The following is a 24,178-nucleotide window of genomic DNA, read 5'->3' as shown; positions in this document are numbered from 1 at the left end:
TTTTTTGGCATCATTTCAGCTCTGTCAGCTTTTTGTGAAGTGGTGAAATGTTCACCCCTTGAGCTACGAACCCCGTGATGCCGGAGGGTTTGCTTTCCCAGATAATCCGGGCTGCGGATTCTGTCGGGAAACGTCCAAATATGCAAGCCCCGGTTCCGGTTAATCTTGCAGGTCCGAATTGTGCAAGCCACTCCAGGCTTTGATGAACCTCAGGATACAGTCTTCGAACTACATCCTCACAGTCGTTTCGGTACCTCGAGGCGTCTCCCTCAAAAGCGGGCGCTATTTTGATTCCGGGGGTATCCCTTGTCAACCCTTGCTCGGAAAAAATCTCTTTGGTGCTTATATCGCAAGGTGGTTTTATAACCAGAAACCAGTCTTCTGGTGGGTTGGCGTCGGTGAGTCGTTCGCCCACGCCTTCGCCCCAGGCTGCATGTCCGCGAACGAATACGGGCACATCGGCACCCAGGGACAGGCCCAGTTCAGCCAACTCGTCCAGGGAGCGGTTCAGGCCCCACAGGCGGTTCAGCCCCACCAGTGTGGTGGCGGCATTGGAGCTGCCACCACCCAGGCCACCGCCCATGGGCAACTGCTTGTCGACTGCAATACTGACACCGGGAGTCGTATGACCTGCGGTTGCCGCCAGTTGTCGCGCAGCACGGACAATCAGGTTTTCCTCGTCGGGCACCCCGGGCAGGGATTGCTCAAGGACGATTCTGCCATCGGTGCGTGCGGTCAGGGTCAGGGTGTCGCCATAATTCAGAAACTGAAACAGGGTTTGCAGTTCATGGTAGCCATCCGGTCGACGCCCGAGAATATGCAGGAAGAGGTTCAGTTTTGCCGGGGAGGGCAGAACCAGGCTGTTCACCGGCTGTCTCCATCGGTCTGGTTCCAGCTGGTAACCACCACCCTCACGCGCTTCTCGCCCTTGACCGCCGTGATACGGGCGGGCAGATGAGGGTAGCCCTCTATGAATGCTTGCCAGCGGTCGTAGCGGATCTCCCAGCCCAGTTGGCGTATGACGGCCAGTTGACCCTTGTCGTCGAAGAACAGCCGGAAGTCCCCGTCAGGGCCGGGCAGGCCCCGTATCCACCAGGCCAGGCTGTCAATGGGGAGCAGCCAGCCGGTGGCGGCGTTGACCAGGGACTCCGGGTCGCCGGACTGGTAGCGCTCGCCGTTGGGAAGTGTGAGTTCGATGAACCCGGGAACGCCTTCAAGGGTAGTGCGGCCCATACCGAGGAACGATGATGACAGCGCCAGTTCGTACGTTTCCCGGTCCTGTTTCCAGTAGTTGATGACGGCGGTGCCGCTGTCCGAGGGCTGGCGAACGGCGAGTTTGCCGGTCAGTTCCCAGTGCTGAAGCTGGTCAAGTCGGGCACTGGTCTTGCGCCAGTCGGCCGGTGGCTGTTCAGTCAGGCCTTCGGGAAGTGGTTCAACTGTCAGTGAGCTACAGCCGCTCAGAACCAGGGCGGCGAACGTCAGCGCGATAACCGATAATTTCACAGGGACGGCTCCCCGGTCAGCCTTTCAACAGTTTCAGTCAGTATCGGGTGGTCCGGGTCCTGCTCGAAGCCTTCTCTCCAGATCGAGCGGGCCTGTTCCTGATTGCCGGTTTGCCAGAGCGCTTCGCCGTAATGAGCGGCTACTTCCGGGTCAGCGTAGGCCTCCCAGGCACGTGACAGATAGCTCAGTGACTCGTCGGTGTTGCCCTGCAGATACAGTACCCAGCCCATGCTATCGAGTATGGCAGGGTTCTCCGGATCGATGGCCAGGGCTCTCTCAATATAGTCCCTGGCTTCATCGAGTCGGTCCGTGCGGGTGGTAAGGATATAACCCAGCGCGTTGAGTGCCACGGCGTTGTCGGGCTGTTCCTCGATGATTGTTCTCAGATCGGCTTCGGCCTGCTCTGGCTTATCCATGGAGTCGAGCAGCATGGCACGGGCGTAGCGAATGCGGACATTGCCAGGGAAGGATTCCAGGGCTTCATTGGCCGCCTGAAGGGCTCGCTCGTCATGATCCCGATCCAGCAGGAGATTGATTTCCAGCAGGCGGAAATTCTCGTCCTGGTCGGGGTTGTTCTTGCGGATCTCGCGAATGTCGGCCAGGGCCTCGTCCAGCTCTCCCTGTTCCGCCATCAGTTCGCTGGCACGGGCCAGGGCCGGGAAAAAGTAATTACCTTTCTCGACATTCCTGTAGTAGCCGATGGCCTGCTCGTTTTCGTTTTCCTCGTCGGCAATCCGGCCCAGGTAGTAGTGAGCCTCATCGCTGTGGTGGCCTTGTTCGATCAGGCGTGTCAGTTCCTCCTCGGCCAGCGCGATCTGATCGTTTTCAAGCGCGACCAGGGCGTAGGAGAGCCGCAGGCCGGGAACGTCGGGGAAGCGGTTAACCAGCCGGCGGAATTCGTTCTGAGCGGTTTGCAGCTCACCTTCGCCGATCAGCATGCGGCCGTAGAGGGTTCCCATCTGGCGATTGTCGGGGAATTGTCGTGTATTCGCCCTCAGGTGATCCAGGGCCTGCTGTTTCTGGTCGGTCTGGTAGAGCAGGTCGCCCTTGAGTATCAGTGCTGGCTGGAAATCCGGCTTGTTGTCCAGAAGGGGCTCCAGTTTGGCGAGGGCTTGCTGGGGCTCGCCCGTCACCTTCAGTAGAAGGGCAATGCTGTATTGCAGTTCCGGGTTGTCAGGGTGGCGCTGCTCCAGTTGCTGGTATAAGTCGAGCAGTTCCTGCTGTTGTTCCGGCGGCAGGTTTCCGGCCATCGCGGCAAGGCTGTCAAAATCCGCGTCGCCGCCCAGATCCATGATCTTTTCCATGTGGCCCAGGGCGGTCTCCAGTTCGTTCTTCTTCACGGCCTGGATGGCGGAGATACGATGTGCCTGCATGTTGTCCGGGGCTACCTCCAGCCACAGCGCCGCCAGTTTCTGCTGCGCGTTATCGGCGTTCAGTGACTGGGCAATGCGCATGGTCCGCTCAATCACGCCCAGATCGCGGGATTGCTGTGCCGCCTTCATGTAATTGACAAGGGTGACGTCGAATCGGCCCCGTTGGGCGGCTATCTCGCCGGAAAGCAGCAGGTACAGTTCTTCCGGTTCGAAATCGGCGTAACGGATGTCCGCTGACGGTTCCGCGGATGATGCAGTGGCGTCATCAGGCGACGAGGTGGATTGCGATTCCTGGTTGTCCTGGAGAAAAGCGCAGCCGGACAGGGAAAGCCCAAGCAGGCAGGTACCAAGCAGTAATGCAGACTTATGCATGCAACATCCCATGATCTGTGTACGATGCACCTGATCGGCCGGAGAAGGGTCTGGCGGCGGTCTCAGATGTGGCGTAGTGCGACAAGGCTCTATGATGGCACAAGCGCTTGATATTGCCCAACCTGTCAGCAGTTGCCGATATCACGATGGTTATGGGTGGCGACACTGGCTCCCGATCGTTAAAATGGCGGTATCGAACCGTCGTCAAAGATAAGGCAGTCTAACCCCGATATGGCACTGGTCACCCTCGGAATCAATCATCGTACCGCACCGGTAGAGTTGCGTGAGCGCGTCGCGTTCACGCCCGAGCGTATGGCCGAGGCGTTTGCCGAACTGCGTGCCACCTCCGGCGCCAGCGAGGCGGCGATCCTGTCTACCTGCAACCGCACCGAACTGTATCTGGCCGGAGATGACGACTGTGCCCCGGCGGTATTGCGATGGCTGGCGGGGTTTCATGACATGGAGGCGGCAGACCTGGAAGACGTGCTCTACGTACACCGGGACTCAGACGCCGTGCGCCACATCATGCGGGTTGCGTCGGGACTGGACTCCATGGTGCTTGGAGAGCCGCAAATTCTCGGCCAGCTCAAGGACGCCTATGCCCTCGCTCGCGAGCATGAGGCGAGCGGTGCATTCCTGTCCCGTCTGTTCGAACATACGTTCTCCGTCGCCAAGCGGGTGCGCACGCAGACTGCCATTGGCGAAAACCCGGTGTCGGTGGCCTACGCTGCGGTCAGCATGGCGCATCACATCTTTGCGGATATGTCCCGCAATCGGGCCTTGCTGATTGGCGCCGGCAAAACCATTGAGCTGGTCGCGAGGCATCTGGCCGACGCTGGCGTGAAAAATTTCCTGGTTGCCAATCGTACCCTGGAACGTGCCCAGGCGCTGGCGGACTCCCGTGGCGGGCAGGGCATTATGCTCTCCGACATTCCAGAACACCTGGCAAACGTGGACATCATCATTTCCTCCACTGCCAGCCCGTTGCCTATCCTTGGCAAGGGCGCCGTGGAGCGTGCGCTTAAAAAGCGCAAGCATCGCCCCTATTTCATGGTGGATATCGCCGTTCCCAGGGATATCGAACCCGAGGTGGGTTCCCTGGCTGATGTCTATCTCTATACCGTTGACGACTTGCGGCAGGTTATCGAGGAGAACGTTCGTTCCCGAGAGGGCGCCGCGCGGGAAGCCGAGAACATGGTTGCTGATGGCGTACAGCAGTTCCTGAGCCAGCTACGGGCCCTGGATGCTGTCTCCACCCTCAAGCAGTTCCGTCAGCGGGCCGAAGCCCTGAGAGACGGGGAGACCGAAAAGGCCATCCGCGCCCTGCGTAATGGCGCAGACCCCGAAACCGTGATGCGAAGCATGGCCCGGGGGTTGACCAACAAATTACTGCACGAGCCGTCCATCCAGGTCCGCAAGGCCACCACGGAGGGCAGAACCGAAGTCACTCAATGGCTCAGAGAGCTGCATCAGCTTGATGTGCTGGATGCCGACGCGCCCATCACCCCGGAAAAACTATGAAGTCATCGATTCAGTCCCGCCTCGAGCAGCTTGTTGACCGGTTCGAGGAAGTCAGCGCGTTGCTGAGCGATCAGGGTACTATTGCCAACCAGGATAAATTCCGCGACCTGTCCCGGGAATTTGCCGAGATTGAACCCATCGTTCACTGCTTCCAGGCATGGCAGAAATCCCGTGACGATGTTAAGGAAGCCACTGAACTGGCCCGCGACGGTGATGCCGACATGCGAGCCATGGCGGAAGAGGAGTTGGGCCTGGCGGAACAGAAGAGCGAGGAACTGGACGAAGAGCTCCAGCGCCTGATGCTGCCCAAGGACCCCAACGATGGCAAGAACGTATTCCTGGAGGTTCGTGCCGGCACCGGGGGCGATGAGGCGGCGATTTTCGCCGGTGACCTGTTCAAGATGTACATGCGTTATGCCGAACGCCAGCGTTGGCAGGTTGAGGTTATCAGCGCCAATGAGGGTGAGCATGGCGGCTACAAGGAAATCATTGCCCGCATTGCTGGTAGTGCGGTCTATGGGGCACTGAAGTTTGAATCCGGTGCCCACCGGGTACAGCGGGTGCCGGAGACCGAATCCCAGGGCCGAATTCACACCTCCGCCTGCACGGTAGCGGTGATGCCGGAGGCGGATGAAACCGAGGCCGTTGAAATCAACAAGTCCGACCTGCGGGTGGATACCTTCCGAGCTTCTGGCGCCGGCGGTCAGCACGTCAACAAGACTGATTCGGCGATTCGTATTACCCATATTCCCACGGGCATTGTTGTGGAGTGTCAGGAAGAACGCTCCCAGCACAAGAATCGGGCCAAAGCGATGAGTTTCCTGGCATCGCGCCTCCAGAATGAGGAAATTGAACGCCAGCAGAAAACCATGGCGGCCACCCGCAAGAGCCTGGTGGGCAGTGGCGATCGCTCAGAGCGAATCCGCACCTATAACTTCCCCCAGGGGCGGGTGACCGACCACCGCATCAACCTGACGCTGTACAAGCTGGATGAGGTTATCTCCGGTGATCTTGATGCCGTCATCATGCCTTTGCAGCAGGAACACCAGGCCGATCTGTTGGCCTCCCTGGCTGATGATTGACAAACCCCTGGCCTGTGAGGCGTTGCTGACAGAAGCTGCCGGGCTTATTGGCGGTGATTCTCCGCGCCTCGATGCTGAGCTACTGCTGGGTTATGTGACGGGTTGGTCCCGAACCACTTTCCGGGCCTGGCCCGAGCGTGAGGTGGACGTGGCCCTGGTCGACCGCTTCAGAACCCTTGTGGAACGACGCTGTGAAGGTCACCCGATTGCACACCTGTTGGGTGAACAGGAATTCTGGTCACTCCCGCTGAAGGTCAATCCATCCACACTGATTCCCCGCCCGGATACTGAATGCCTGGTGGAGGCAGCGCTGGCGCTGGATTTACCGAGAAATGCCAATGTGCTGGATCTTGGTACCGGCACGGGTGCCATCGCACTGGCTTTGGCCAGCGAGCAACCCGGCTGGCGGGTTTCCGCCTGCGACGCCGTCCGGAAAGCTGTGGCTCTCGCAACCGACAACGCCGACCGATTGGGCCTGCCGGTGACGGTGCGACAAAGCAACTGGTTCGAGGACTTACCATCAGTTGCTTTTGATCTCATCGTTTCCAATCCACCGTACATCGCAGGAAATGATGTCCACCTGGGAGAGGGCGATGTGCGCTTCGAACCGGCGTCGGCCCTGGTGGCCGGCGATGACGGCCTCGACGATATCCGGCGGATAGCCGCCGAAGCCCCCGCTTGGCTCTCGCTTGGGGGCTGGTTGATACTGGAACACGGCTATGAACAGGGAGCGGCTGTGCGGCAGCTTTTTACCGATGCGGGATTCACCTGTGTGGAAACCCGCCAGGACTACGGCCGGCGTGACCGCTTCACCCTTGGGAGAAAACAAGATGCTGAACGATGAGGAACTGCTGCGCTACAGTCGCCAGATCCTGATGCCCCGGTTTGATATCGCAGGCCAGGCCAAGCTCAAGTCCGCGAGAGTGCTGGTGGTCGGTGCTGGCGGTTTGGGTTGCCCAGTAGCCCTCTACCTCGGGGCCGCCGGGATTGGGCACATGACGCTGGTCGACGACGACCAGATCGAGATCGCCAATCTGCAGCGCCAGATCGCATTCGAACAGTCCGACCTGGGTGAATCCAAAGCCGAACATCTGGCTGACCGCGTTAGGCGCATAAACCCCGATGTGTCGGTGACAACCCTTACTGAACGCCTGGAAGGCGATGAACTTCAGCGGCAGGTAAACTCGGCGACCCTGGTGGTCGACTGCACCGACAACTTCAATACCCGCTTCGCCCTCAACCGCGCGTGTGTTGCTGCCCGCGTCCCACTGGTATCTGGCGCAGCCATTCGTGGGGAAGGGCAACTGTCGGTTTATGACGTCCGCGATGACAGCAGTCCCTGCTATCACTGCCTTTACCCGGAGCAGGGCAACGAAGACCTCACCTGTTCAGAAGCCGGTGTTATCGGCCCCCTCGTTGGTATGATAGGCGCTTCCCAAGCCATGGAAGCCGTAAAAGTCATCACCGGCGTGGGCAAACCGTTGATAGGCCGTCTGCTCATTCTGGATGCCTGGCAAATGGAATGGCGGGAAATGAAACTCGCCAGAGATCCAGGTTGTCCTGTCTGCAAAAGCAGAGAGTCAGAATAAGGCCGTTAGGCTGGGGCGTCGGAACCAGCGGGCAGGCTCTGCCAAAACACGCTGTGAATACGTCCCTGTACGCTCGGCTCCGCCATCCATGGCTCCGCACGGTTTTGGCAGAGCCTGCCCGCCGGTTCCCCCTAGTTCTTCAGGGCCTGAAACTTTGAAATTGCCTCTTTCCTGCTTTCTTTCAGGTCAACGATAGGTCGTGGATACCCACCGGGAATCACACCACCGACCCAGGGTTGGTGAATCCGCTTATTGTCCAGCTTTGCGATCTCGGGAACGTATTTGCGGATGAATTCGCCATCCGAATCAAACCGCTCACTCTGAGTGGCCGGATTAAACACCCGGAAATACGGCGCCGCATCAGTGCCCGTAGACGCACTCCATTGCCAGCCGCCGTTATTGGAGGCCAGGAAGCCGTCCACCAGTTTTGACATGAAATAGGCCTCACCCAGTCGCCAGTCGATAAACAGATTCTTGGTGAGGAACATGGCCGTGATCATGCGCAGCCGGTTGTGCATCCAGCCGGTCTGGTTCAGTTGGCGCATGGCGGCGTCGACAACGGGGATACCGGTGTTGCCGGCTTTCCAGGCTTCAAAATTCTCGCCGGGTGTATTCCATTGCAGGGCCTCGGTCTCCGGTTTGAACGCCCGGTGCATACTAATCCTGGGGTAGTGGTAAAGGATATTGATGTAGAAATCCCGCCAGGCAATTTCGTTGGTCCAGGTGGCCAGGCCTTCCTGGTTGCCTCCCATACCTTGCTGCTGGCGGGCGGCAATCAGGCACTGTTTGCCGGAAAGCACCCCGTTGGCCAGGTAAGGGGAGAGCAGGCTGGTACCATCTACGGATGGCAGGTCGCGCAGATCCTTGTAGTCCCCGCCGTGGTCGTCGAGGAACTGTTCCAGTTGCCGGTGGGCGGCGTCCTCGCCGGTTTCAACAAGCCGGGGTGGTGGATTATCGAAGCATTTTGGCAGGCCTTCATAATAAAGAGGCTTAACAGGCTCGCCGACGGGCTTGGGAACAGGAAAGAGGGTTGGCTGCGCCTCATCAATCCAGCTTCGCCACCGACGGGAAAACGGGGTGAAGACTGAATAGGGCTCACCCTGTTGAGTGAGGATGGTGCCAACAGGCGCTACTGTCTGGTCCCGGTATTTATTCACCGCCACGCCGATATCATCAAGGGTGTGTTTTACGGTCTTGTCGCGACGCCTTTCGTTAACTCCGTATTCCTCATTGAAATGCACATGCCGGATACTCTCGCGCCGGCAGAATTTTTCCAGTTTTTCAACGCTGTCGGCGAAGGTGGTTGCGGTGATGAATGATAGGGATATGCCCAATTTCGCCAGTTCTTCCGACAGCGCATTGGCGTGGTCCAGCACAAATTGAACCCGCGCCGGAGACCAATCATGCTCCTGCCACTGGGCCGGGGTTACGATAAAACAGGCCTGCACCGGCTGTTGTTGCTTGCAGGCTGCCGTAAGGGCCGCGTTGTCGGCAACGCGCAGGTCGTTTCGAAACCAGACGAGCTGAGTCATTGAGCTTCCTGAGATTGATGGCGGATCGACAGTTACGGATGGATATTCGCTGGAACGTGCTGATTGGATTATAGTTAATGGAAGAATTTATGGACAAAGGGCCGGAATGACGACGAGTCTGGACACGCAACGAACGATGCAGGATGGCCACTGGGCAACGCCCTACACATTGGAGCCCGGGCAGACGCAATACCACGAGCTCAGCCACACCCGAATCTGGATAACCCTGCTGGATCAGGAATGGCTGATTCGCTACCAGCGTATGCCCGAAGACGACAATCAGGAACGTTGGCAGCAAAAGGTAACCCACACACTACCCGATGCGGATCTGGAGGTTCAGCGATTCGTACGACCGGACGATGGCAGTCAGGTTTGTTACCTGCCGGCGATGTCCAGTCTTGCCACGGTGATACGTCCCTATCAGCCGCTGACCATCCCTGCGGAGAGTGAGTGCACCATTTACGTGGGCACCCTCCTGTGGATGCGAATCCAGGCTGGAAGCAAAGGCACGCACCTGATGGAACTGCCGCTGGCAGATCCGTCGTTGACCTGGGTGGGAAGAACCACGATGGAAGGCGAGCTGTGCTATTCCGCCGCCACGTTTGCGCGCCTGGTGCTCGAGGCTGTGCCTAAACGTCCCTGGCGGGCGATTACACCGGTGCGGATTGTCAACGAACGACAGGCACCGCTGCTGTTGGAGCGGTTTAACCTGCCAACGCCGCTGCTATCTCTGCATCGCAATGACAAGGGGCAACTCTGGACGCCACGCGTGACCGTGACCTGCGAAACCGATATGAATTCAGCACGCCTGAAGATTGATCAGTCGCTTATTGCTGCTGCCGGCCAGTGCGAACTTATTTCTCCGGCGCGGGAGCAAACCGCCCGTGGTGGGTTGGTACGAGCCTACGACCGTATATTTGGCTGATGTTTCCGGCCAATTGTCGACATCGAACCCGTAAACGGAGTTACCTCTTTGATTGAGCAGTTTGAAAGCAGCCTGATGCAGTTTTTTGGTGCCATTGCCTGGGGCAAGTGGATCAGCACACTGTTCCTGTTTATTCTGGGCATTGTGCTTGCGTCGTTTGCGGCCCGTGGTGTCACCCGCTTCATGCAGGACCGTGCGTCGCGGCATCACACGGTGATGTTTAGACGGCTGGTTTTCTACATCGTGCTGGCCATATTCTTCGTTGCCGCGTTGCGCGAAGCTGGCTTCTCTCTCGACGTGGTGCTGGGCGCCGCCGGTATACTGACGGTTGCTATTGGCTTCGCATCCCAGACGTCCGCCTCCAACATGATCAGCGGCCTGTTCCTGTTGGTTGAGAAGCCTTTTGAGATTGGTAACTTTATTGAAGTGGAAAACACCATTGGCGAGGTGGTTTCCATTGATATGCTGAGTGTGAAGTTGCGCACGCCGGACAACCTGTATGTGCGTATTCCCAATGAAACCCTGATCAAGACCCGCGTGGTCAATCGCTCACGCTTTCCCATCCGTCGTATGGACCTGACGGTGGGCATCGCCTACGCGGAGGATGTGGAGCGCGTTGAAAAACTGCTTCTTGCGCTGGCGAGACAGAACAGTGTGAGTCTGGAAGAGCCGAAGGCGTTTGTACTGGTCACTGGGTTTGGTCCATCCTCAGTGGACCTGCAATTCTCTTTCTGGGTACCCAGCAACAAAGTGTTGGAGGGGCGTAGCCAGATGATGGTGGCCATCAAGAAAACGCTTGATGAGGAGGGTGTTGAAATACCTTTCCCCCATACGAGCATTTATGCCGGAAGCCATTCCGAGCCCTTCCGGGTGGAGCTGCTTCGGCCGGAAACCACAACCAACAAGGGAGGCCCGGATGCCGACCAGAATGGATGATGCCTCGAAAGCCGGCCCGGTGCCGGACACAGACGGAAAACTGGCATTGGGCTGGCGCGAATGGATTGCCTTGCCGGAGTTCGACATTTCCCGGATCAAGGCAAAAGTGGACACTGGTGCCCGCACTTCATGCCTGCACACGTTTCGAACGGAACCATACACAGAGAGTGGTCAGCGTCGTGTCCGCTTCTGGGTCCACCCCGTTCAGAACGATTTGCATCATGTGGTCGAGTGCGATGCGGCGGTGTTGGATGAACGCAATGTCTCGGACTCTGGTGGCCATAAAGAACTGCGCCTGGTGATCGAGACTCGGCTGGTGCTTGGCGACATCGAGTGGCCCATCGAAATGACATTGACCAATCGTGACTCCATGCGTTTCCGTATGCTGCTTGGTCGAACCGCAATGGCCGGGCGCGCCATTGTCCTCCCTGAATGTTCCTATCTTGCCGGTGAGCCGGCCCTAAGGACAAGATAATGAAGATTGCGATTCTGTCGCGTAACCGTCATCTCTACTCAACACGTCGGCTGATAGAGGAAGGTATCAACCGGGGCCATGAAGTGAAGGTGATCGACTGCCTGCACTGCTCCATGAACATCACGTCCGCCGACCCTCGCATTCACTACCACGAGGAAGTTCTGGAAGATTTTGATGTGGTGGTCCCCCGTATTGGCGCGTCTGTGACCTTCTACGGGACGGCCGTATTGCGGCAATTCGAGATGATGGGCGTTTTCCCCGTCAATGAGTCCGTAGCCATTACCCGCTCACGGGACAAGCTGCGCTCATTGCAGTTGTTGGCCCGTAAGGGCGTTGGCATGCCGGTGACCGGCTTCGCCAATAAGCCGGACAACGTGCCGGAACTGCTGCAGATGGTGGGCGGTGCTCCCGTCGTTATTAAATTGCTGCAGGGCACCCAGGGCATTGGCGTGGTGCTGGCCGAAACCCGCAAAGCGGCGGAAAGCGTCATTGAGGCTTTCATGGGCCTGAAAGCGGACATCCTCGTGCAGGAATTCATCAAGGAAGCCGGTGGCGCCGATATCCGCTGTTTCGTGATTGGTGACAAGGTGATTGCGGCGATGAAGCGCCAGGGTGGGGAAGGCGAGTTCCGTTCCAACCTGCATCGGGGCGGTACAGCCTCACTGGTGAGGATAACCCCCGAGGAGCGCAGAACGGCCATCACGGCGGCAAAGTCCATGGGCCTGAACGTGGCCGGTGTGGATCTGCTGCGTTCCAGCCGCGGGCCCCTGGTTATGGAAGTGAACTCCTCACCGGGCCTGGAAGGTATTGAAAATGCCACCAGCAAGAACGTGGCCGGCATGATCATCAACTGGACCGAGAAAAACCAGAAGCCCTGGAAAACCCGCACCAAGGGGAGAGGCTGATATGGCTGCTCGGGCGCCGTTTGTTATCGCCGGTCACGAGGTCAAGGCCGGCACTCGACAGACTGTTGAGATTCCGGTTGCCAAACTATATACCCACACGCCACTGCATATTCCCGTTGAAGTGGTTCATGGGCGTCGAAGCGGGCCGGTACTGATGGTTTGCGGAGCGATACACGGGGATGAAATCAACGGTGTCGAGATTGTGCGCAGGGTGCTGACCAACTCCGCCCTGCGGCATTTGCGGGGGACGTTAGTGGCGGTTCCCATCGTGAATATTTTCGGGTTTGTCCAGCGCACCCGTTACCTTCCGGACCGCCGGGATTTGAACCGTTGCTTCCCGGGCAGCGAAACCGGCTCCCTCGGTGGTCGCATTGCCTACCTGTTGCGCACGCAGATCATGGAGAATGTCTCCCACATTATTGACCTGCATACGGGCGCCATACACCGGTTCAATTTGCCGCAGATTCGCGCGGAGCTCAAAAACCCGGAAACCATCCGTATGGCTGAGGCCTTTGGTGCGCCCATTATCATCAACGCCAGCCTGCGGGAGGGCAGCCTTCGCGCCTACGCTGATTCCCAGGATATTCCGGTGGTCACCTTCGAGGGCGGGGAGGCCCTGCGATTTGACGATGTGGTGATTTCCAGCGGCGTGAAAGGGGTCATCCGGGTGATGCGGGAACTGGAGATGATTCCCGCCAAGAAAGGCCCCAAGGCCCCGAGGAAACGCTCGGAAACGGCGGCAAACTCGCAGTGGGTGCGAACGGACACCGATGGCATCATGCGCCCGGTTGCCAGTCTTGGCCAGAAAGTCCGTAAAGGTCAGAGACTGGCCATGGTAGCCGACCCGTTCGGCGAGTCGGAAACCGCAGTGACATCACCCTGTTCCGGCATTGTTATTTGTGTGAATAACCTGCCGCTGGTAAACGAGGGCGAGGCGATCTACCACATTGCCCGATTTGACGAACTCAGCGAGGCGGAGAAGGCAATGGACTATTTCCGCAGTAGCTATGAAGGAGATGTGGGCGACGACGTGGTGCCCGTCCATCCCTGGGACGACCGGCAGAAATAGAAACGAGGTTGGACATGATCTGGGATCAGACCTTTATCGAACTGAAGCCCCAACCCAGGGGCTTTCACCTGGTAACCAATGAAATCCTGGCCCAGGCGCCGGCCCTGCAGAACTGCCAGGTGGGGCTTTTACACCTGTTTATCCAACACACGTCCGCCTCCCTGGCCATTAACGAGAACGCCGACCCGGACGTGCGCGGCGATCTGGAGCGCCATTTCAATGTGATTGTGCCCGAGAATGCGCCCCACTATGAGCACACCATGGAAGGCCCGGACGACATGCCGGCTCATATAAAAAGTGTTCTGGTCGGCCCCTCACTGACCATTCCCGTGAACGACGGACACCTTGCCCTGGGCACCTGGCAGGGGATCTATCTGTGCGAACACCGGGACCGGGCCGGCGGTAGGCGGGTCGTAGCAACTTTGCAGGGACGGTGGTAACCGCTTGCTGTCACATAAGAAAGTGGCTGGGTGTTCGCCCTTGTAAACCATGCATCACGGGCGTCTTTCTCTGTAGGCACCCCGAACGGGAACTCAAAGTATGCAAATACTCGACCCTGAAATCGTCGCCGAAAACCTGCCCTGGAATGCGCTCGTCGGCCAGTTGGAACGTGCTTTTGCTGGCGGCATCGTAACACCACCTCGCCACCATCATGCCGTCGAGCGTCAGGATGGGGAGGCTACGATGCTGCTGATGCCGGCCTGGGAGGATCAGGGCGAACAGCCGGGCTATCTTGGGGTGAAGATGGTGAACGTTTTCCCCCAGAACGCGAATCGCGGCATGCCCGCGATCAGCGGCGTTTACCTGCTGAGCGATGGCGCCACGGGCCAGCCCCTGGCCTGTATCGATGGTAGTGAACTGACCCGCCGGCGCACTGCCGCGGCCTCCGCCCTGGCAGCCCGCTACCTGGCCCGCGAAGATGCCGAGACCCTGGTTGTCGTGGGCACTGGCAAGCTGGCGCCAATGTTGATTGAAGCCCATGCGTCGGTGCGGCCGATTCGCCGGGTCGTGGTGTATGGTCGCAACCTGAGGAAAGCTGAGGATCTGGCCCGGTCGTACTCGGGTTACCGTAAAGGGCAGGCGGCATTTGAGTCCGTTACCGCTACCGACAACCTGGCCTCTGTGGTTCCAGAGGCGGACATCGTCAGTGCGGCGACGCTCTCAACCCAGCCCTTGATTCAGGGTGAATGGTTGAAACCCGGAACGCATCTGGATCTGGTTGGGGCATTCCGAAAAAATATGCGGGAGACCGACAGCGAATGCGTTGCTCGTTCCGATGTCTTTGTTGACTCCTATGCCGGCGCTAAAGGCGAAGCGGGAGATCTGCACTTTGCTGTGAACGATGGCTTTTTTGCCATGGACAGGATTCAGGCGGAGTTGTCTGAACTGGCAAGTGGCACCCATGCTGGCCGCAACGGTGATGATGCCATTACCCTGTTCAAATCCGTGGGTGTTTCGCTGGAAGATCTGGCTGCGGCGATCCTGGTTTGGGAGAACTATTCGAGTTCCAGTAGACAGGGTAAAGCCTGATGACACGGTATGTGTCGTGAAATATGGGTGGATCTCCACCCATTGCCTTCCTGGAAATGGGTGGAATGTTACCCGCTACTGCTTGATCTGCCACGGCTTTATTTTTGAAATATCTGTAATATCAATTGGTTGCCGTATCTGGCCTGCTAGTTGCTCATGTACGTTGCTGTAAGTGTCCAACCGGAACCTGCTGGGCTCCGTTCTAGCACCCAACAAACACAACGAAACGGGAGCATTCTCTATGAAAACCCAATCCGTCATTGCCATGGCATTTGTCTCAACGTTTGCCGCCGCCAGTCCCGCCATTGCTCAGGACCGGTCTGATTGGCCGGATAACTTCACGGTCGGTACCGCAAGTCAGGGGGGAACCTACTTTGCGTATGGGTCCGGATGGGCAAACTTTGTCGCCGAGAACCTGGGCGTATCCGGTGGTGCTGAAATTACCGGTGGCCCGATGCAGAACATGGCGCTGGTTCATACGGGCGATCTGAAGTTCGGGCTGACCACCATGGGGCCGGCGCAGGAGTCCATCGACGGTAACAGCCCGCTGGCGCCGGGCATGAAAATGGACAATGTGTGCGCGATGTTTCCCATGTATGAAACGCCGTTTTCCGTCACCGCACTTTCCAGTTCCGGCATTACGTCTATCTCTGATATTCCCGATGGCGCCACCATCGGATTCGGGCCGGCCGGCTCCACATCCGACACCTATTTCCCCCGCATCATGGAAACCCTGGGCGTCAATTTTGAACGCCGCAACGGTAGCTGGTCTGACTTGGGCGGGCAGTTGCAGGATGGTCTGATTGACGTGGTGGCCTTTGCCGCCGGTATTCCTATCCCGGCCGTCAGCCAGTTGGAAGTGCAGACCGATGTGACCATCATCGGCATGACGGATGAAGAGGCCAAGAAGGTGACTGCGAATTTCCCGGTATCGGAATTCACCATTCCAGCCAGCACCTACCAGTCCCTGAGTGAGCCGTCCCGCGTGGTCTCCATGTGGAACTTCGCCATGGTCAACTGCGACATGCCGGAGAGCTTTGTGTATGAAATTACCAAGCTGACCATGGAGAACAACGACAAGATGGTGTCCATCCACAAGGCCGCCAAAAACTCCGTTCCGGAAAACTACACGAAGAACAACGTTTTGCCCTGGCATCCCGGCGCAGCTCGTTGGTTCAACGAAAACGGCTACACGATCGAAGACAGCAAGATCAATCAGTAACCATCGTGTGTACTGGAGGGCCACGGCGGTGGCCCTCCAGAGCAAAGCCGGCGAACCGCCGGCCCCGTTTTCCCGTGAGCAGGGTTTATCATGACTGACAAACAACACCCCGAAGAACACCCGGTGAACGACATTGGCGATGACCATGTCCTGGCCCACGATGTCGATGAAGAGCCGGTCGAGGCCAATCGCCGCCTGTTTGAAGGCGGAATGCTGAAATTCGTGACGTTACTGGCCATCGCCTACTCGTCGTTTCATCTTTACAGCTTGAACATTGCGCCGCTGGAAACCTGGTCGTTCCGGATTGTCCACATTGCAGGTGCCCTGGTGTTGGGCTTCATCCTGTTTGCCGGTGCCCGTTTTGTCTCCGCCGAAGAAGGTCCCGCACGCCATCGCTGGACAACCTGGATCGGTGCCGTGGCGATGGTGCCGGCCCTATACGCGCTGTACCAGACATTTTCGTTCCACCAGATGATTCTGGGTGGCACGCTAAGAATTCCTGTTGACCTCGAAACCTGGCATTTCGGCTGGCCGCTGTTGGCCGCCAGTGCGGTCGGTATCGTGATGAGCTGGTTTCACCAGCGTGAGCGTTCGCGCTTCAGTGTGCCGGATCTGGTGCTGATTGTGTGTTCGGTGGCGGTCGCCGCCTATTTTCTGGTGGTTTATAACACCTCCATGCGCATGTCCACGGGCACCTCGTTTGCGCCGGTCGGCATTTCATTCGCAGCCATTGCCGGCACGGCCCTGATCATGGAGCTGACTCGCCGGGTGGCAGGTCTGGCCCTTGTTATAATCGGGCTGGTCTTCCTGGTGTATGTCTTCCTGGGGCCCTATCTGCCCGGCTTCCTGGGGTATCCGGGCCTTTCGGCCCAGCGCTTTTTCAGCCAGGTGTATACCGACGCTGGTATCCTCGGCCCGACCACCGCCGTGTCGTCGACCTATATCATCCTGTTTATCGTCTTCGCCGCCTTCCTGCAGGCGTCAAAAGTGGGCGATTATTTCGTGAACTTCGCCTTCGCCGCGGCGGGCCGCACCCGGGGTGGCCCGGCCAAGGTGTCGATTTTTGCCTCCGGCCTGATGGGTATGATCAACGGCACCAGCGCTGGCAACGTGGTTTCCACCGGCTCCCTGACCATTCCGCTGATGAAAAAGGTGGGTTACAGCAAACAGTCGGCAGGTGCCGTGGAAGCGGCGGCCTCTACCGGTGGGCAAATCATGCCACCGATTATGGGGGCGGGCGCCTTCATCATGGCTGAGATCACCGGCATTCCTTATACCGAAATTGCTATTGCGGCGATCATCCCGGCCATCCTTTATTTCGCCTCTGTCTATTTCATGGTGGACTTCGAGGCGGCGAAGACTGGCATGCGTGGCATGCGTGAGGATGAGCTGCCCAGGCTCAAGACCATGGTGAAGCAGTGCTACCTGTTTGTACCCATTATCATTCTGATTGTGGCGCTTTTCATGGGCTACTCAGTGATCCGGGCCGGTACGCTTGCCACCGTGTCTGCCGCCGTTGTCAGTTGGTTCTCGCCCAACAAAATGGGCATACGGAAGATCCTTGAGGCGCTGGAAATTGCGTCGTACATGGCCATCCAGATCATTGTGGTATGTGCGGCGGCCGGTGTGATTGTGGGCGTCATTTCCCTGACCGGTGTTGGAGCGCGGTTCTCCGTGTTGCTGTTGGACGTGGCCGAGGCCAGCCAATTGCTGGCGCTGATCTTCGCCATGTTCATCTCTATCCTGTTGGGTATGGGCATGCCAACCACAGCCGCATACGCGGTTGCCGCGTCGGTGGTCGCCCCGGGCCTGGTTCAGTTGGGCATCGAGCCGCTTACCGCGCATTTCTTCGTGTTCTATTTTGCGGTGGTGTCGGCCATTACCCCGCCGGTTGCACTGGCCTCCTATGCGGCTGCCGGGATTTCGGGCGCCAATGCGATGGAGACCTCCGTGGCCTCGTTCCGAATTGGTATTGCAGCGTTCATCGTGCCATTCATGTTTTTCTACAACGGCGCACTGCTGATGGATGCCGGCTGGTTTGATATCGCCCGCGCACTGATCACCGCTCTGTTCGGAGTGTATATGCTGTCCGGTGGTGTGCTGGGCTGGTTTGCACGGGCCTCCGCCGGTGTGATCACCCGTCTTCTGCTGATCGGCGCGGCGTTGCTGATGATCGAAGGCGGTTTATGGACAGACCTCAGCGGTATTGCTCTGGCGGTGGTTGCGTTCCTGGCGCAGCGTCAGAGCAAACTGCGCCCGGCGAGCACCTGAACGGCAGCGGCTGGAGTGCCCGGGCCAGGGCGGCCGAGTTGAAACTCGATTGCCCTGGCCCGGACAGGGCTATACTCTAGCGGCTTTCAACGGTTTTTCAGGAACCGGAGTGTATGTCCTACCGGATTATCGCGTTTCTTGTTTTTCTGGTGACTCTGGCCTTCTCATGGATGTTGGGTGGCTGGTATGGCTACCGGCAGGTTGAACAGGAGAGCGTGGAAGAGTCGTTTCGCTATCGCCAGCTTGTGGCCAATGAGCTTAACCGGTATGTGCCCATCCCCGAGTTGATGGCCGAGCATCCGTTGTTGGCAGAAGCCCTGGCATCACCGGGTGACCCAGCTACACTTCTGCGGGCCAACGACCAGATGCAGCGAATGGCGACCATCGTCGGCAGTTCGGATGTCTATCTTATGGATGCCTCCGGCACCACCATTGCGGCCAACAACTATCTGCGCAGGGACAGCTTCGTAGGCCGCAACTTTGATTTCAGGCCCTATTTCCAGGACGCCATGGCGAGCGGGGATTCCGCCATCTATTTTGCCCTGGGAACCACCTCCGATGTCCGCGGGCTGTATTTCTCCCATCCGGTCCGTGACGACAGCGGCGAGATTCTGGGTGTTATCGCCATGAAAGTGCTGGTGCATGAACTGGAATCACAGTGGCGTCGCCCCGCCTCATTGAGGGATTCGGAAATGGTCGTGCTGGACGACGCTGGTATCAGTTTTTTGTCCAGCAAGAGCGGGTGGCTGTACCGGAACTTTACCGGTGACAACGCCGGCGCTCCCAGTAAGCAGTCTCGCCAGCGTTACCCTGACCGTGAGCTTTCGCCGATTGACTTCGACAGCCTGGGATCACCCTGGGGGCTTTCCGACAGGGCAGGAACAATGCGTATCCACAACGATGGAGAAAGCCGCGAATACCTCAGGGTGCTTACACCCCTGCCACGACTGGACTGGACGCTTCAGGTGATGGTCAGTACCCGCACTGTGCTCTGGAGTCGGCTCGGGTTTGCGGCGGTGGGCGTGGCGATTTTCGTGGTCGGCTTGCTCGCCTCGCTGTATTTGCGGGAACGTTATCGGCGGGAGGCTGAACTGGCACACAGGGGAGAGCAACTTGAGCGCAGTGTCGCCACCAGAACGGCGGAGCTTGAGCGCTCCAACCAGCAACTTCTGGATGAAATCCGCGAGCGGGAGAAAACCCGCGATGAACTCCGGGAAACCCAGCACGAGTTGATCCAGGCAGCCAAGCTTGCCGTGCTTGGTCAGATGTCTGCGGGCCTGAACCATGAAATTAACCAGCCGCTCACGGCGATTCAGACCTATGCCCGCAACAGTCGTCGGTTCCTTGAGAAAGGGGCGACGGAGACGGTGGATGCCAACCTTTCAGAGATCATCACCCTGTGTGACAAAATGGCGGAGCTTACCCGCCAGTTCAAGGTGTTTGCCCGCAAATCGGAAGGGCCACCGGCACTGGTTGATTTGCGGCAATCGGTCGACGGTGCCCTAAAGATAATGGCGGCGCAGGAGAGCCGATCCGATATCTCCATTCAATGGCACCGCCCGGAACAACCGGTACAGTGCCATGGAGACCTGATCCGGATCGAACAGGTTATGGTGAACCTGGTGGCGAACGCCATTCAGGCAGTCGAAAGCAGCGAACGGCCGGAGATCACCATTGATGTGGAAGAAGATGACGGGCATTGGTATTGCCTTGTGCGGGATAATGGTTCCGGCCTGCCGGGCAGTACGGAGCGGATCTTCGAGCCTTTTTTCACCACCAAATCGGTGAAGCAGGGGCTCGGGCTGGGCCTTTCGATATCCCGGCAGATCGTGGACGCGCTGGGCGGCAGCCTGACGGGGCGTAACCGGAGCGACGGACCGGGCGCGGAGTTCGTATTGACACTCAGAAAGCGGGAGGCCACCGAATGACAGACGCATCGGTAATTTTTGTGGACGATGACCCGCACATCCGCCAGGCCATCGCGCAAACCCTTACCCTGGAAGACCTTTCCATTGCGTGTTTCGAGGATGCGCGGTCTGGTCTTGAGAGCATCTCACAGGACTATGAGGGCGTCGTGCTATGTGATTACAACATGCCGGGAATGGATGGCCTGGAAATGCTCGACAGGATTCGCGCCATGGATGAGACCATCCCGGTGATCATCCTGACCGGGCAGGGCGATATCAGCACGGCCGTCACCGCCATGCAGCAGGGCGCCTATGATTTCATCGAAAAGCCCTTTGATCACGACGAGCTCCTGGAGCTGCTTCGCCATGCATTGGAAAAGCGCCACCTCGCGCTGGAGAACCGGCGGCTGAAGGCCCAGCTGAAGCATCTGGCCCGGCCAGGCCCCCGAATCCTGGGGGAGTCAGCCGGTATGCAGAAAGTGATGGCGACCATCGACCCGGTACTGGATATCTCCGCCAATATCCTGTTGCACGGTGAGACCGGTTCGGGGAAGGATGCCTTGGCCCGCTATATCCACGAGAACAGCCCCCGAAGCGCTCACAACTTCGTTGCTATCAACTGTGGTGCCGTGCCCGAGAATCTGATCGAGAGCGAGCTTTTCGGCCACGAAGCCGGTGCCTTTACCGGTGCGGAAAAACGCCGCATCGGAAAAATCGAGTACGCGCACAAGGGCACTCTGTTCCTGGATGAGCTGGAAAGCATGCCCATGGCCCTGCAGGTAAAGCTGTTGAGGGTGCTCGAAGAACAGCGTGTGGAGCGCCTGGGCAGCAACCAGGTGCAGAATGTGGATGTTCGCATTATCGCCGCCACCAAGGCTGACCTGAAGCAGCTCAGTGACGAAGGCGAGTTCCGTGCTGACCTGTATTACCGGCTGAACGTGGTGAAGCTGGATATTCCGCCACTGCGCGAACGCAAGGACGACATCCCCGTCCTGTTTCACCATTTTGTGCTGATTGCGGCAGCCCGTTACGACCGGGAAAGCATCCCGCTGGATGCCAGCCAGGCCGCGCGTCTGATGCAGCATAGCTGGCCGGGGAATGTGCGGGAGTTAAGGAACCTGGCCGAGCGCTACGTTCTGCTGGGGCCAGCGGCGTTGGACGAAAACGATTCCTCCGTCACCGACAATGTGTCCGGGCGCCAGACTCTGTCCGAGATGATGGACGACTTTGAACGTTCAGCCGTCGTCAGTGCGCTCAATGCCTGCCATGGCAGCATTAAGGACACCATGGTCCAGCTAGGCATTGCCCGCAAGACGCTGTACGACAAAATGAAGAAGTACGGGCTGGACAAGTCGCAGTTCCGGGATTGACCCTAAAGGCAGGGGGTCAGACGCGATACCGCCGTTCCGGTCGACCGACGCTGCCGTAGGTAACTTCCGCGGTTAACTCCCCCCGGCCAACGAGGAATTCCAGGTAGCGTCGCGCCGTCGTTCGTGACGCGCCCATGGCCTGGCCGACTTCCTCGGCACTCCACTGGCCGGATGAAACCACCTCGCGAATTTTATCCAATGTGATGCTATCGATGCCCTTGGGCAGTCTGTCTGTAGGCGCGGGCTGACTGGCTTCGCTTGACCCTCTGGGCAGCAGGGCATCGACTTCTTTCTGGGCGATTTGCACCAGGCCAGACAGTTGCCGCAAGTGGTCGCGGTAACGGTTGACGGCTTCCTCAAGGCGTTCGAAAACCAGGGGCTTGAGGATGTAGTCGAAAACGCCTCCGCGAAGGGCGCTCCTGAGAGACTCCACTTCTTTGGCGGCGGTGATGAGGATCACATCGCTGCTGCTGTCCCTGGCCCGGAGTTCGCGCAGCAGGTCCAGCCCGTTGCCATCGGGAAAGTAGATGTCCAGCAGGATCAGGTGTGGTGCCAGAACGTCGATGAGGTCGCGGGCATCCCCGAGGCTGTGGGCAATGCCGCAAAGCTCGACATTCTGGAGTCGCTCAACAAACCGCCGCTGTATTTCGGCGATCTTCCGGTCGTCCTCAACAATCAGGATTCGAATGGTGGTCAATGGCTGTCACTCCCCTGACTGGTTTTCGGAAGGTAAAGGGTAAATCGCGAGCCCCCACCCGGTAGGGTCTCCACGGTGATGGAGCCGCCCCAGCGATTCAGAAACTGACGCACCAGGTGCAGGCCATAACCGTGTTCTTCAGCGCCCGCCTTGGTGGTTACGCCTTTCTCGAAGATCTTCTGTTGAGATTCTTCCGGGATACCGGGCCCCTGGTCTTCAACCTCAAAGATCAGTTCATGCCCCAAGTCTGTCATGGATAGCTGAACCCGTCCTCCTTCGCCCGTTTGATGAAGGGTCGCCTCGAGGGCGTTGTCGATGAGGTTGCCGAGGACACTCACCAACTGATCCCGCGGCATGTCGGCGGGTATGTCCACCATGCGGCTTTCGGCATCGATCTGTAAGCCCAGCCCCATCTCCCGGGCGCGATTGTACTTGCCCATAAGGCAACCGGCGATAACCGGATCGGGGACGGCTTCCAGAAGCAGGTGAATCAGTGCCTGATGGTCGCTGACTTCGCTGCCGATCAGATTCAACGCGTCGTCATAGGCTTCAATCTGGATCAGGCCCGCGATGGTGTGGAGCTTATTCGAGTATTCGTGAGTCTGGCTTCGCAAGGTATCGGCGTATTGTTGTATGCGAGTCAGTTGCCGGCTGACCTGATCCACCTCGTCCTTCAGCCTGAAACTGGCCACAACACCGGTAATCTCTGCGCCCTGGCGAACAGGTAACCGGTTGACGATCATCTGCCGGTTTCTCAGCCAGACCTCGCGGTCGAAGTCCGGCGTGCCGGATTCTAGTACCGACAGCAGGTCACTTTCGGGCAGAACATCGAGAATGGGGCGGCCTGACAGCGGCGTGTCGGGGTCGATACTCAGGGTTTCCAGGGCGGTGCGGTTGAAGGTCGTGATCACACCGTCGCGGTTGATGGCGATGATGCCCTCCCGAACGGACTGCAAGGTGGCGTCCCGCTCCTGGAACAGGCGTGCGATTTCTTCAGGTTCCAGGCCGAAAATGGCGCGCTTGAAGCGCCCGGCGATTACCATCGCGATGAGTATGCTGACCAGCAGGGTAAGGCCAACCACGGTATACAGTACGAAGCTGTAGCGTTTGATGGTGGCATCCACCTGGTCAACTCCGTATCCCACGGAGACAATGCCGATGATCTCGCCAGTTTCTGGCTCGATCACCGGGGCCTTGCCACGCATGGATTCGCCGAGGCTGCCCGTGGCCCTTGCCACATAGGCCTTGCCATCAACCAGGGCACGCCGGCCCAGGTCACCATCATCGTCGGCCATGGAGTGGCCAATGCGATCAGGGGAGGGGTGTGCCAGACGTATGCCCTGGTGGTCACCAATGACGATGAACAAAGCTTCGTTGGTGCGGGTCAGTCGATTTGCCAGCCGGTTCAGCCCTTCAATATCACGCTCGCGTACTCCCTCGATCACCGAGGGGGCTGCCGCGACGGTCTTCGACACCATGAGAGCCCGTTGTCCGATTTCATCAAACAGGGAGTTGCTGAGGTAATAGCCGGCGAACACGCCTATGAGGATCGTCTGCGCTGCGCTGACGAATCCGAGCGTGAGGATCATTCGGGTTTTCAGTTTGGTTTTTCGGAACACAATATCACTAAAGCGCGGTTTGTTATCATTATAGAATACGACAAGGCTAAAACACTCATCGTGCGATTACCCGTAAATTTAATGACCATAACGTCCTGTTACGATGATTTGCTCGAATTGGCGGGTTCAAGCGGGGTAGTGGTAAACATGCTGGTTCACAAGAGAGCCGCCTGTTCGGCCAGTCAATAGCTTCACTGAAAATCGGCGCAGATTCCCCGGATTTGTGGCTGCATACATTGACTATGGGCCTCAAAGTCCGGAGTTATAACTGAATCTGGTG

The 24,178-nt window shown here is 58.4% G+C and carries 21 protein-coding genes; 15 read left to right on the top strand and 6 right to left on the bottom strand.

The window, feature by feature from the left end:
* Window positions 1-10: 10 nt before the first annotated feature.
* Genes ispE through B2590_RS02415 form a run of 3 tightly spaced genes read right to left on the bottom strand, consistent with a single transcriptional unit; the run spans window position 11 to window position 3,248 of the window.
* Complete coding sequence (gene ispE, locus B2590_RS02425) at window positions 11-868, bottom strand: 4-(cytidine 5'-diphospho)-2-C-methyl-D-erythritol kinase (RefSeq protein ID WP_213479486.1); 858 nt, start codon at window positions 866-868, stop codon at window positions 11-13.
* Entirely contained in the window at window positions 865-1,503 is a 639-nt protein-coding gene (lolB, locus tag B2590_RS02420; protein ID WP_036204017.1) for a lipoprotein insertase outer membrane protein LolB, read from the bottom strand. The genes ispE and lolB overlap by 4 nt, the downstream gene beginning before the upstream one ends.
* Window positions 1,500-3,248 (bottom strand): tetratricopeptide repeat protein, encoded by a 1,749-nt coding sequence (locus B2590_RS02415; protein ID WP_091644360.1) that lies wholly within the window; start codon window positions 3,246-3,248, stop codon window positions 1,500-1,502. Before B2590_RS02415 ends, lolB begins: the two co-directional genes overlap by 4 nt.
* A gap of 231 nt (window positions 3,249-3,479) precedes the next feature.
* Between B2590_RS02415 and hemA the strand changes: the two genes are divergently transcribed.
* Genes hemA through B2590_RS02395 form a run of 4 tightly spaced genes read left to right on the top strand, consistent with a single transcriptional unit; the run spans window position 3,480 to window position 7,440 of the window.
* Window positions 3,480-4,769 (top strand): glutamyl-tRNA reductase, encoded by a 1,290-nt coding sequence (gene hemA, locus B2590_RS02410; RefSeq protein ID WP_007155284.1) that lies wholly within the window; start codon window positions 3,480-3,482, stop codon window positions 4,767-4,769.
* Window positions 4,766-5,851 carry a peptide chain release factor 1 gene (gene prfA / locus B2590_RS02405; RefSeq protein WP_199448232.1) on the top strand — a complete coding sequence of 362 codons (1,086 nt, stop codon included), beginning with the start codon at window positions 4,766-4,768 and terminating at the stop codon, window positions 5,849-5,851. Before hemA ends, prfA begins: the two co-directional genes overlap by 4 nt.
* Window positions 5,844-6,695, top strand: coding sequence for a peptide chain release factor N(5)-glutamine methyltransferase (prmC, locus tag B2590_RS02400; protein ID WP_199448231.1), 852 nt, complete (start codon window positions 5,844-5,846; stop codon window positions 6,693-6,695). Before prfA ends, prmC begins: the two co-directional genes overlap by 8 nt.
* A complete protein-coding gene (locus B2590_RS02395; protein WP_286810581.1) occupies window positions 6,682-7,440 on the top strand; it encodes a HesA/MoeB/ThiF family protein in 759 nt (252 codons plus the stop codon). The genes prmC and B2590_RS02395 overlap by 14 nt, the downstream gene beginning before the upstream one ends.
* A 131-nt stretch (window positions 7,441-7,571) precedes the next feature.
* On the opposite strand, the gene phrB is transcribed toward B2590_RS02395, so the two are convergent.
* Window positions 7,572-8,972: a deoxyribodipyrimidine photo-lyase gene (gene phrB / locus B2590_RS02390; RefSeq protein ID WP_286810582.1), complete on the bottom strand. Its 1,401-nt coding sequence runs from the start codon at window positions 8,970-8,972 to the stop codon at window positions 7,572-7,574.
* 106 nt (window positions 8,973-9,078) lie between these two features.
* Between phrB and B2590_RS02385 the strand changes: the two genes are divergently transcribed.
* The 11 genes from B2590_RS02385 to B2590_RS02335 all read left to right on the top strand — a co-directional run bounded on the left by B2590_RS02385 (window position 9,079) and on the right by B2590_RS02335 (window position 21,582).
* Window positions 9,079-9,897 (top strand): hypothetical protein, encoded by an 819-nt coding sequence (locus B2590_RS02385; protein WP_286810583.1) that lies wholly within the window; start codon window positions 9,079-9,081, stop codon window positions 9,895-9,897.
* A 75-nt stretch (window positions 9,898-9,972) separates the two neighbouring features.
* Window positions 9,973-10,833, top strand: a complete 861-nt coding sequence (locus tag B2590_RS02380) for a mechanosensitive ion channel family protein (protein ID WP_286810592.1) — start codon at window positions 9,973-9,975, stop codon at window positions 10,831-10,833.
* A complete protein-coding gene (locus B2590_RS02375) occupies window positions 10,826-11,308 on the top strand; it encodes an ATP-dependent zinc protease (RefSeq protein WP_286810593.1) in 483 nt (160 codons plus the stop codon). Before B2590_RS02380 ends, B2590_RS02375 begins: the two co-directional genes overlap by 8 nt.
* Window positions 11,308-12,213: a 30S ribosomal protein S6--L-glutamate ligase gene (gene rimK, locus B2590_RS02370; protein WP_286810584.1), complete on the top strand. Its 906-nt coding sequence runs from the start codon at window positions 11,308-11,310 to the stop codon at window positions 12,211-12,213. The genes B2590_RS02375 and rimK overlap by 1 nt, the downstream gene beginning before the upstream one ends.
* A 1-nt stretch (window position 12,214) precedes the next feature.
* Window positions 12,215-13,282 carry a succinylglutamate desuccinylase/aspartoacylase family protein gene (locus B2590_RS02365; protein WP_036204041.1) on the top strand — a complete coding sequence of 356 codons (1,068 nt, stop codon included), beginning with the start codon at window positions 12,215-12,217 and terminating at the stop codon, window positions 13,280-13,282.
* Between the two features lie 14 nt (window positions 13,283-13,296).
* The gene (locus B2590_RS02360; protein WP_286810585.1) at window positions 13,297-13,722 is read left to right on the top strand and encodes a secondary thiamine-phosphate synthase enzyme YjbQ; all 426 of its coding nucleotides are present in this window, start codon (window positions 13,297-13,299) and stop codon (window positions 13,720-13,722) included.
* A gap of 100 nt (window positions 13,723-13,822) precedes the next feature.
* Window positions 13,823-14,812: an ornithine cyclodeaminase family protein gene (locus B2590_RS02355; RefSeq protein WP_286810586.1), complete on the top strand. Its 990-nt coding sequence runs from the start codon at window positions 13,823-13,825 to the stop codon at window positions 14,810-14,812.
* A gap of 241 nt (window positions 14,813-15,053) precedes the next feature.
* On the top strand, window positions 15,054-16,034 hold the full coding sequence (locus tag B2590_RS02350; protein WP_199448227.1) for a TAXI family TRAP transporter solute-binding subunit: 981 nt from the start codon (window positions 15,054-15,056) through the stop codon (window positions 16,032-16,034).
* A 90-nt stretch (window positions 16,035-16,124) separates the two neighbouring features.
* A complete protein-coding gene (locus tag B2590_RS02345) occupies window positions 16,125-18,305 on the top strand; it encodes a TRAP transporter permease (protein WP_286810587.1) in 2,181 nt (726 codons plus the stop codon).
* A gap of 113 nt (window positions 18,306-18,418) precedes the next feature.
* Entirely contained in the window at window positions 18,419-20,233 is a 1,815-nt protein-coding gene (locus B2590_RS02340) for a sensor histidine kinase (RefSeq protein ID WP_199448225.1), read from the top strand.
* Window positions 20,230-21,582, top strand: a complete 1,353-nt coding sequence (locus B2590_RS02335; protein ID WP_286810588.1) for a sigma-54-dependent transcriptional regulator — start codon at window positions 20,230-20,232, stop codon at window positions 21,580-21,582. The genes B2590_RS02340 and B2590_RS02335 overlap by 4 nt, the downstream gene beginning before the upstream one ends.
* Window positions 21,583-21,598: 16 nt before the next feature.
* On the opposite strand, the gene B2590_RS02330 is transcribed toward B2590_RS02335, so the two are convergent.
* The gene (locus B2590_RS02330; RefSeq protein WP_286810589.1) at window positions 21,599-22,279 is read right to left on the bottom strand and encodes a response regulator; all 681 of its coding nucleotides are present in this window, start codon (window positions 22,277-22,279) and stop codon (window positions 21,599-21,601) included.
* Entirely contained in the window at window positions 22,276-23,868 is a 1,593-nt protein-coding gene (locus B2590_RS02325) for an ATP-binding protein (protein ID WP_286810590.1), read from the bottom strand. Before B2590_RS02325 ends, B2590_RS02330 begins: the two co-directional genes overlap by 4 nt.
* Window positions 23,869-24,178 lie beyond the last annotated feature (310 nt).

Source organism: Marinobacter sp. UBA3604 (assembly GCF_002375325.1).
GTDB lineage: Bacteria > Pseudomonadota > Gammaproteobacteria > Pseudomonadales > Oleiphilaceae > Marinobacter > Marinobacter salarius.
The sequence above is the reverse complement of the archived record's forward strand: the minus strand, read 5'-3'. Positions and strand labels throughout refer to the sequence as shown.

Excerpts from the sequence above, each read along its gene's own strand:
- B2590_RS02415 (WP_091644360.1), bottom strand. The coding sequence starts at position 3,248 with ATGCATAAGTCTGCATTACTGCTTGGTACCTGCCTGCTTGGGCTTTCC.
- hemA (WP_007155284.1), top strand. The coding sequence starts at position 3,480 with ATGGCACTGGTCACCCTCGGAATCAATCATCGTACCGCACCGGTAGAG.
- prfA (WP_199448232.1), top strand. The coding sequence starts at position 4,766 with ATGAAGTCATCGATTCAGTCCCGCCTCGAGCAGCTTGTTGACCGGTTC.
- prmC (WP_199448231.1), top strand. The coding sequence starts at position 5,844 with ATGATTGACAAACCCCTGGCCTGTGAGGCGTTGCTGACAGAAGCTGCC.
- B2590_RS02395 (WP_286810581.1), top strand. The coding sequence starts at position 6,682 with ATGCTGAACGATGAGGAACTGCTGCGCTACAGTCGCCAGATCCTGATG.
- phrB (WP_286810582.1), bottom strand. The coding sequence starts at position 8,972 with ATGACTCAGCTCGTCTGGTTTCGAAACGACCTGCGCGTTGCCGACAAC.
- B2590_RS02385 (WP_286810583.1), top strand. The coding sequence starts at position 9,079 with ATGACGACGAGTCTGGACACGCAACGAACGATGCAGGATGGCCACTGG.
- B2590_RS02380 (WP_286810592.1), top strand. The coding sequence starts at position 9,973 with ATGCAGTTTTTTGGTGCCATTGCCTGGGGCAAGTGGATCAGCACACTG.
- B2590_RS02375 (WP_286810593.1), top strand. The coding sequence starts at position 10,826 with ATGGATGATGCCTCGAAAGCCGGCCCGGTGCCGGACACAGACGGAAAA.
- rimK (WP_286810584.1), top strand. The coding sequence starts at position 11,308 with ATGAAGATTGCGATTCTGTCGCGTAACCGTCATCTCTACTCAACACGT.
- B2590_RS02365 (WP_036204041.1), top strand. The coding sequence starts at position 12,215 with ATGGCTGCTCGGGCGCCGTTTGTTATCGCCGGTCACGAGGTCAAGGCC.
- B2590_RS02360 (WP_286810585.1), top strand. The coding sequence starts at position 13,297 with ATGATCTGGGATCAGACCTTTATCGAACTGAAGCCCCAACCCAGGGGC.
- B2590_RS02355 (WP_286810586.1), top strand. The coding sequence starts at position 13,823 with ATGCAAATACTCGACCCTGAAATCGTCGCCGAAAACCTGCCCTGGAAT.
- B2590_RS02350 (WP_199448227.1), top strand. The coding sequence starts at position 15,054 with ATGAAAACCCAATCCGTCATTGCCATGGCATTTGTCTCAACGTTTGCC.
- B2590_RS02345 (WP_286810587.1), top strand. The coding sequence starts at position 16,125 with ATGACTGACAAACAACACCCCGAAGAACACCCGGTGAACGACATTGGC.
- B2590_RS02340 (WP_199448225.1), top strand. The coding sequence starts at position 18,419 with ATGTCCTACCGGATTATCGCGTTTCTTGTTTTTCTGGTGACTCTGGCC.
- B2590_RS02335 (WP_286810588.1), top strand. The coding sequence starts at position 20,230 with ATGACAGACGCATCGGTAATTTTTGTGGACGATGACCCGCACATCCGC.
- B2590_RS02325 (WP_286810590.1), bottom strand. The coding sequence starts at position 23,868 with ATGATCCTCACGCTCGGATTCGTCAGCGCAGCGCAGACGATCCTCATA.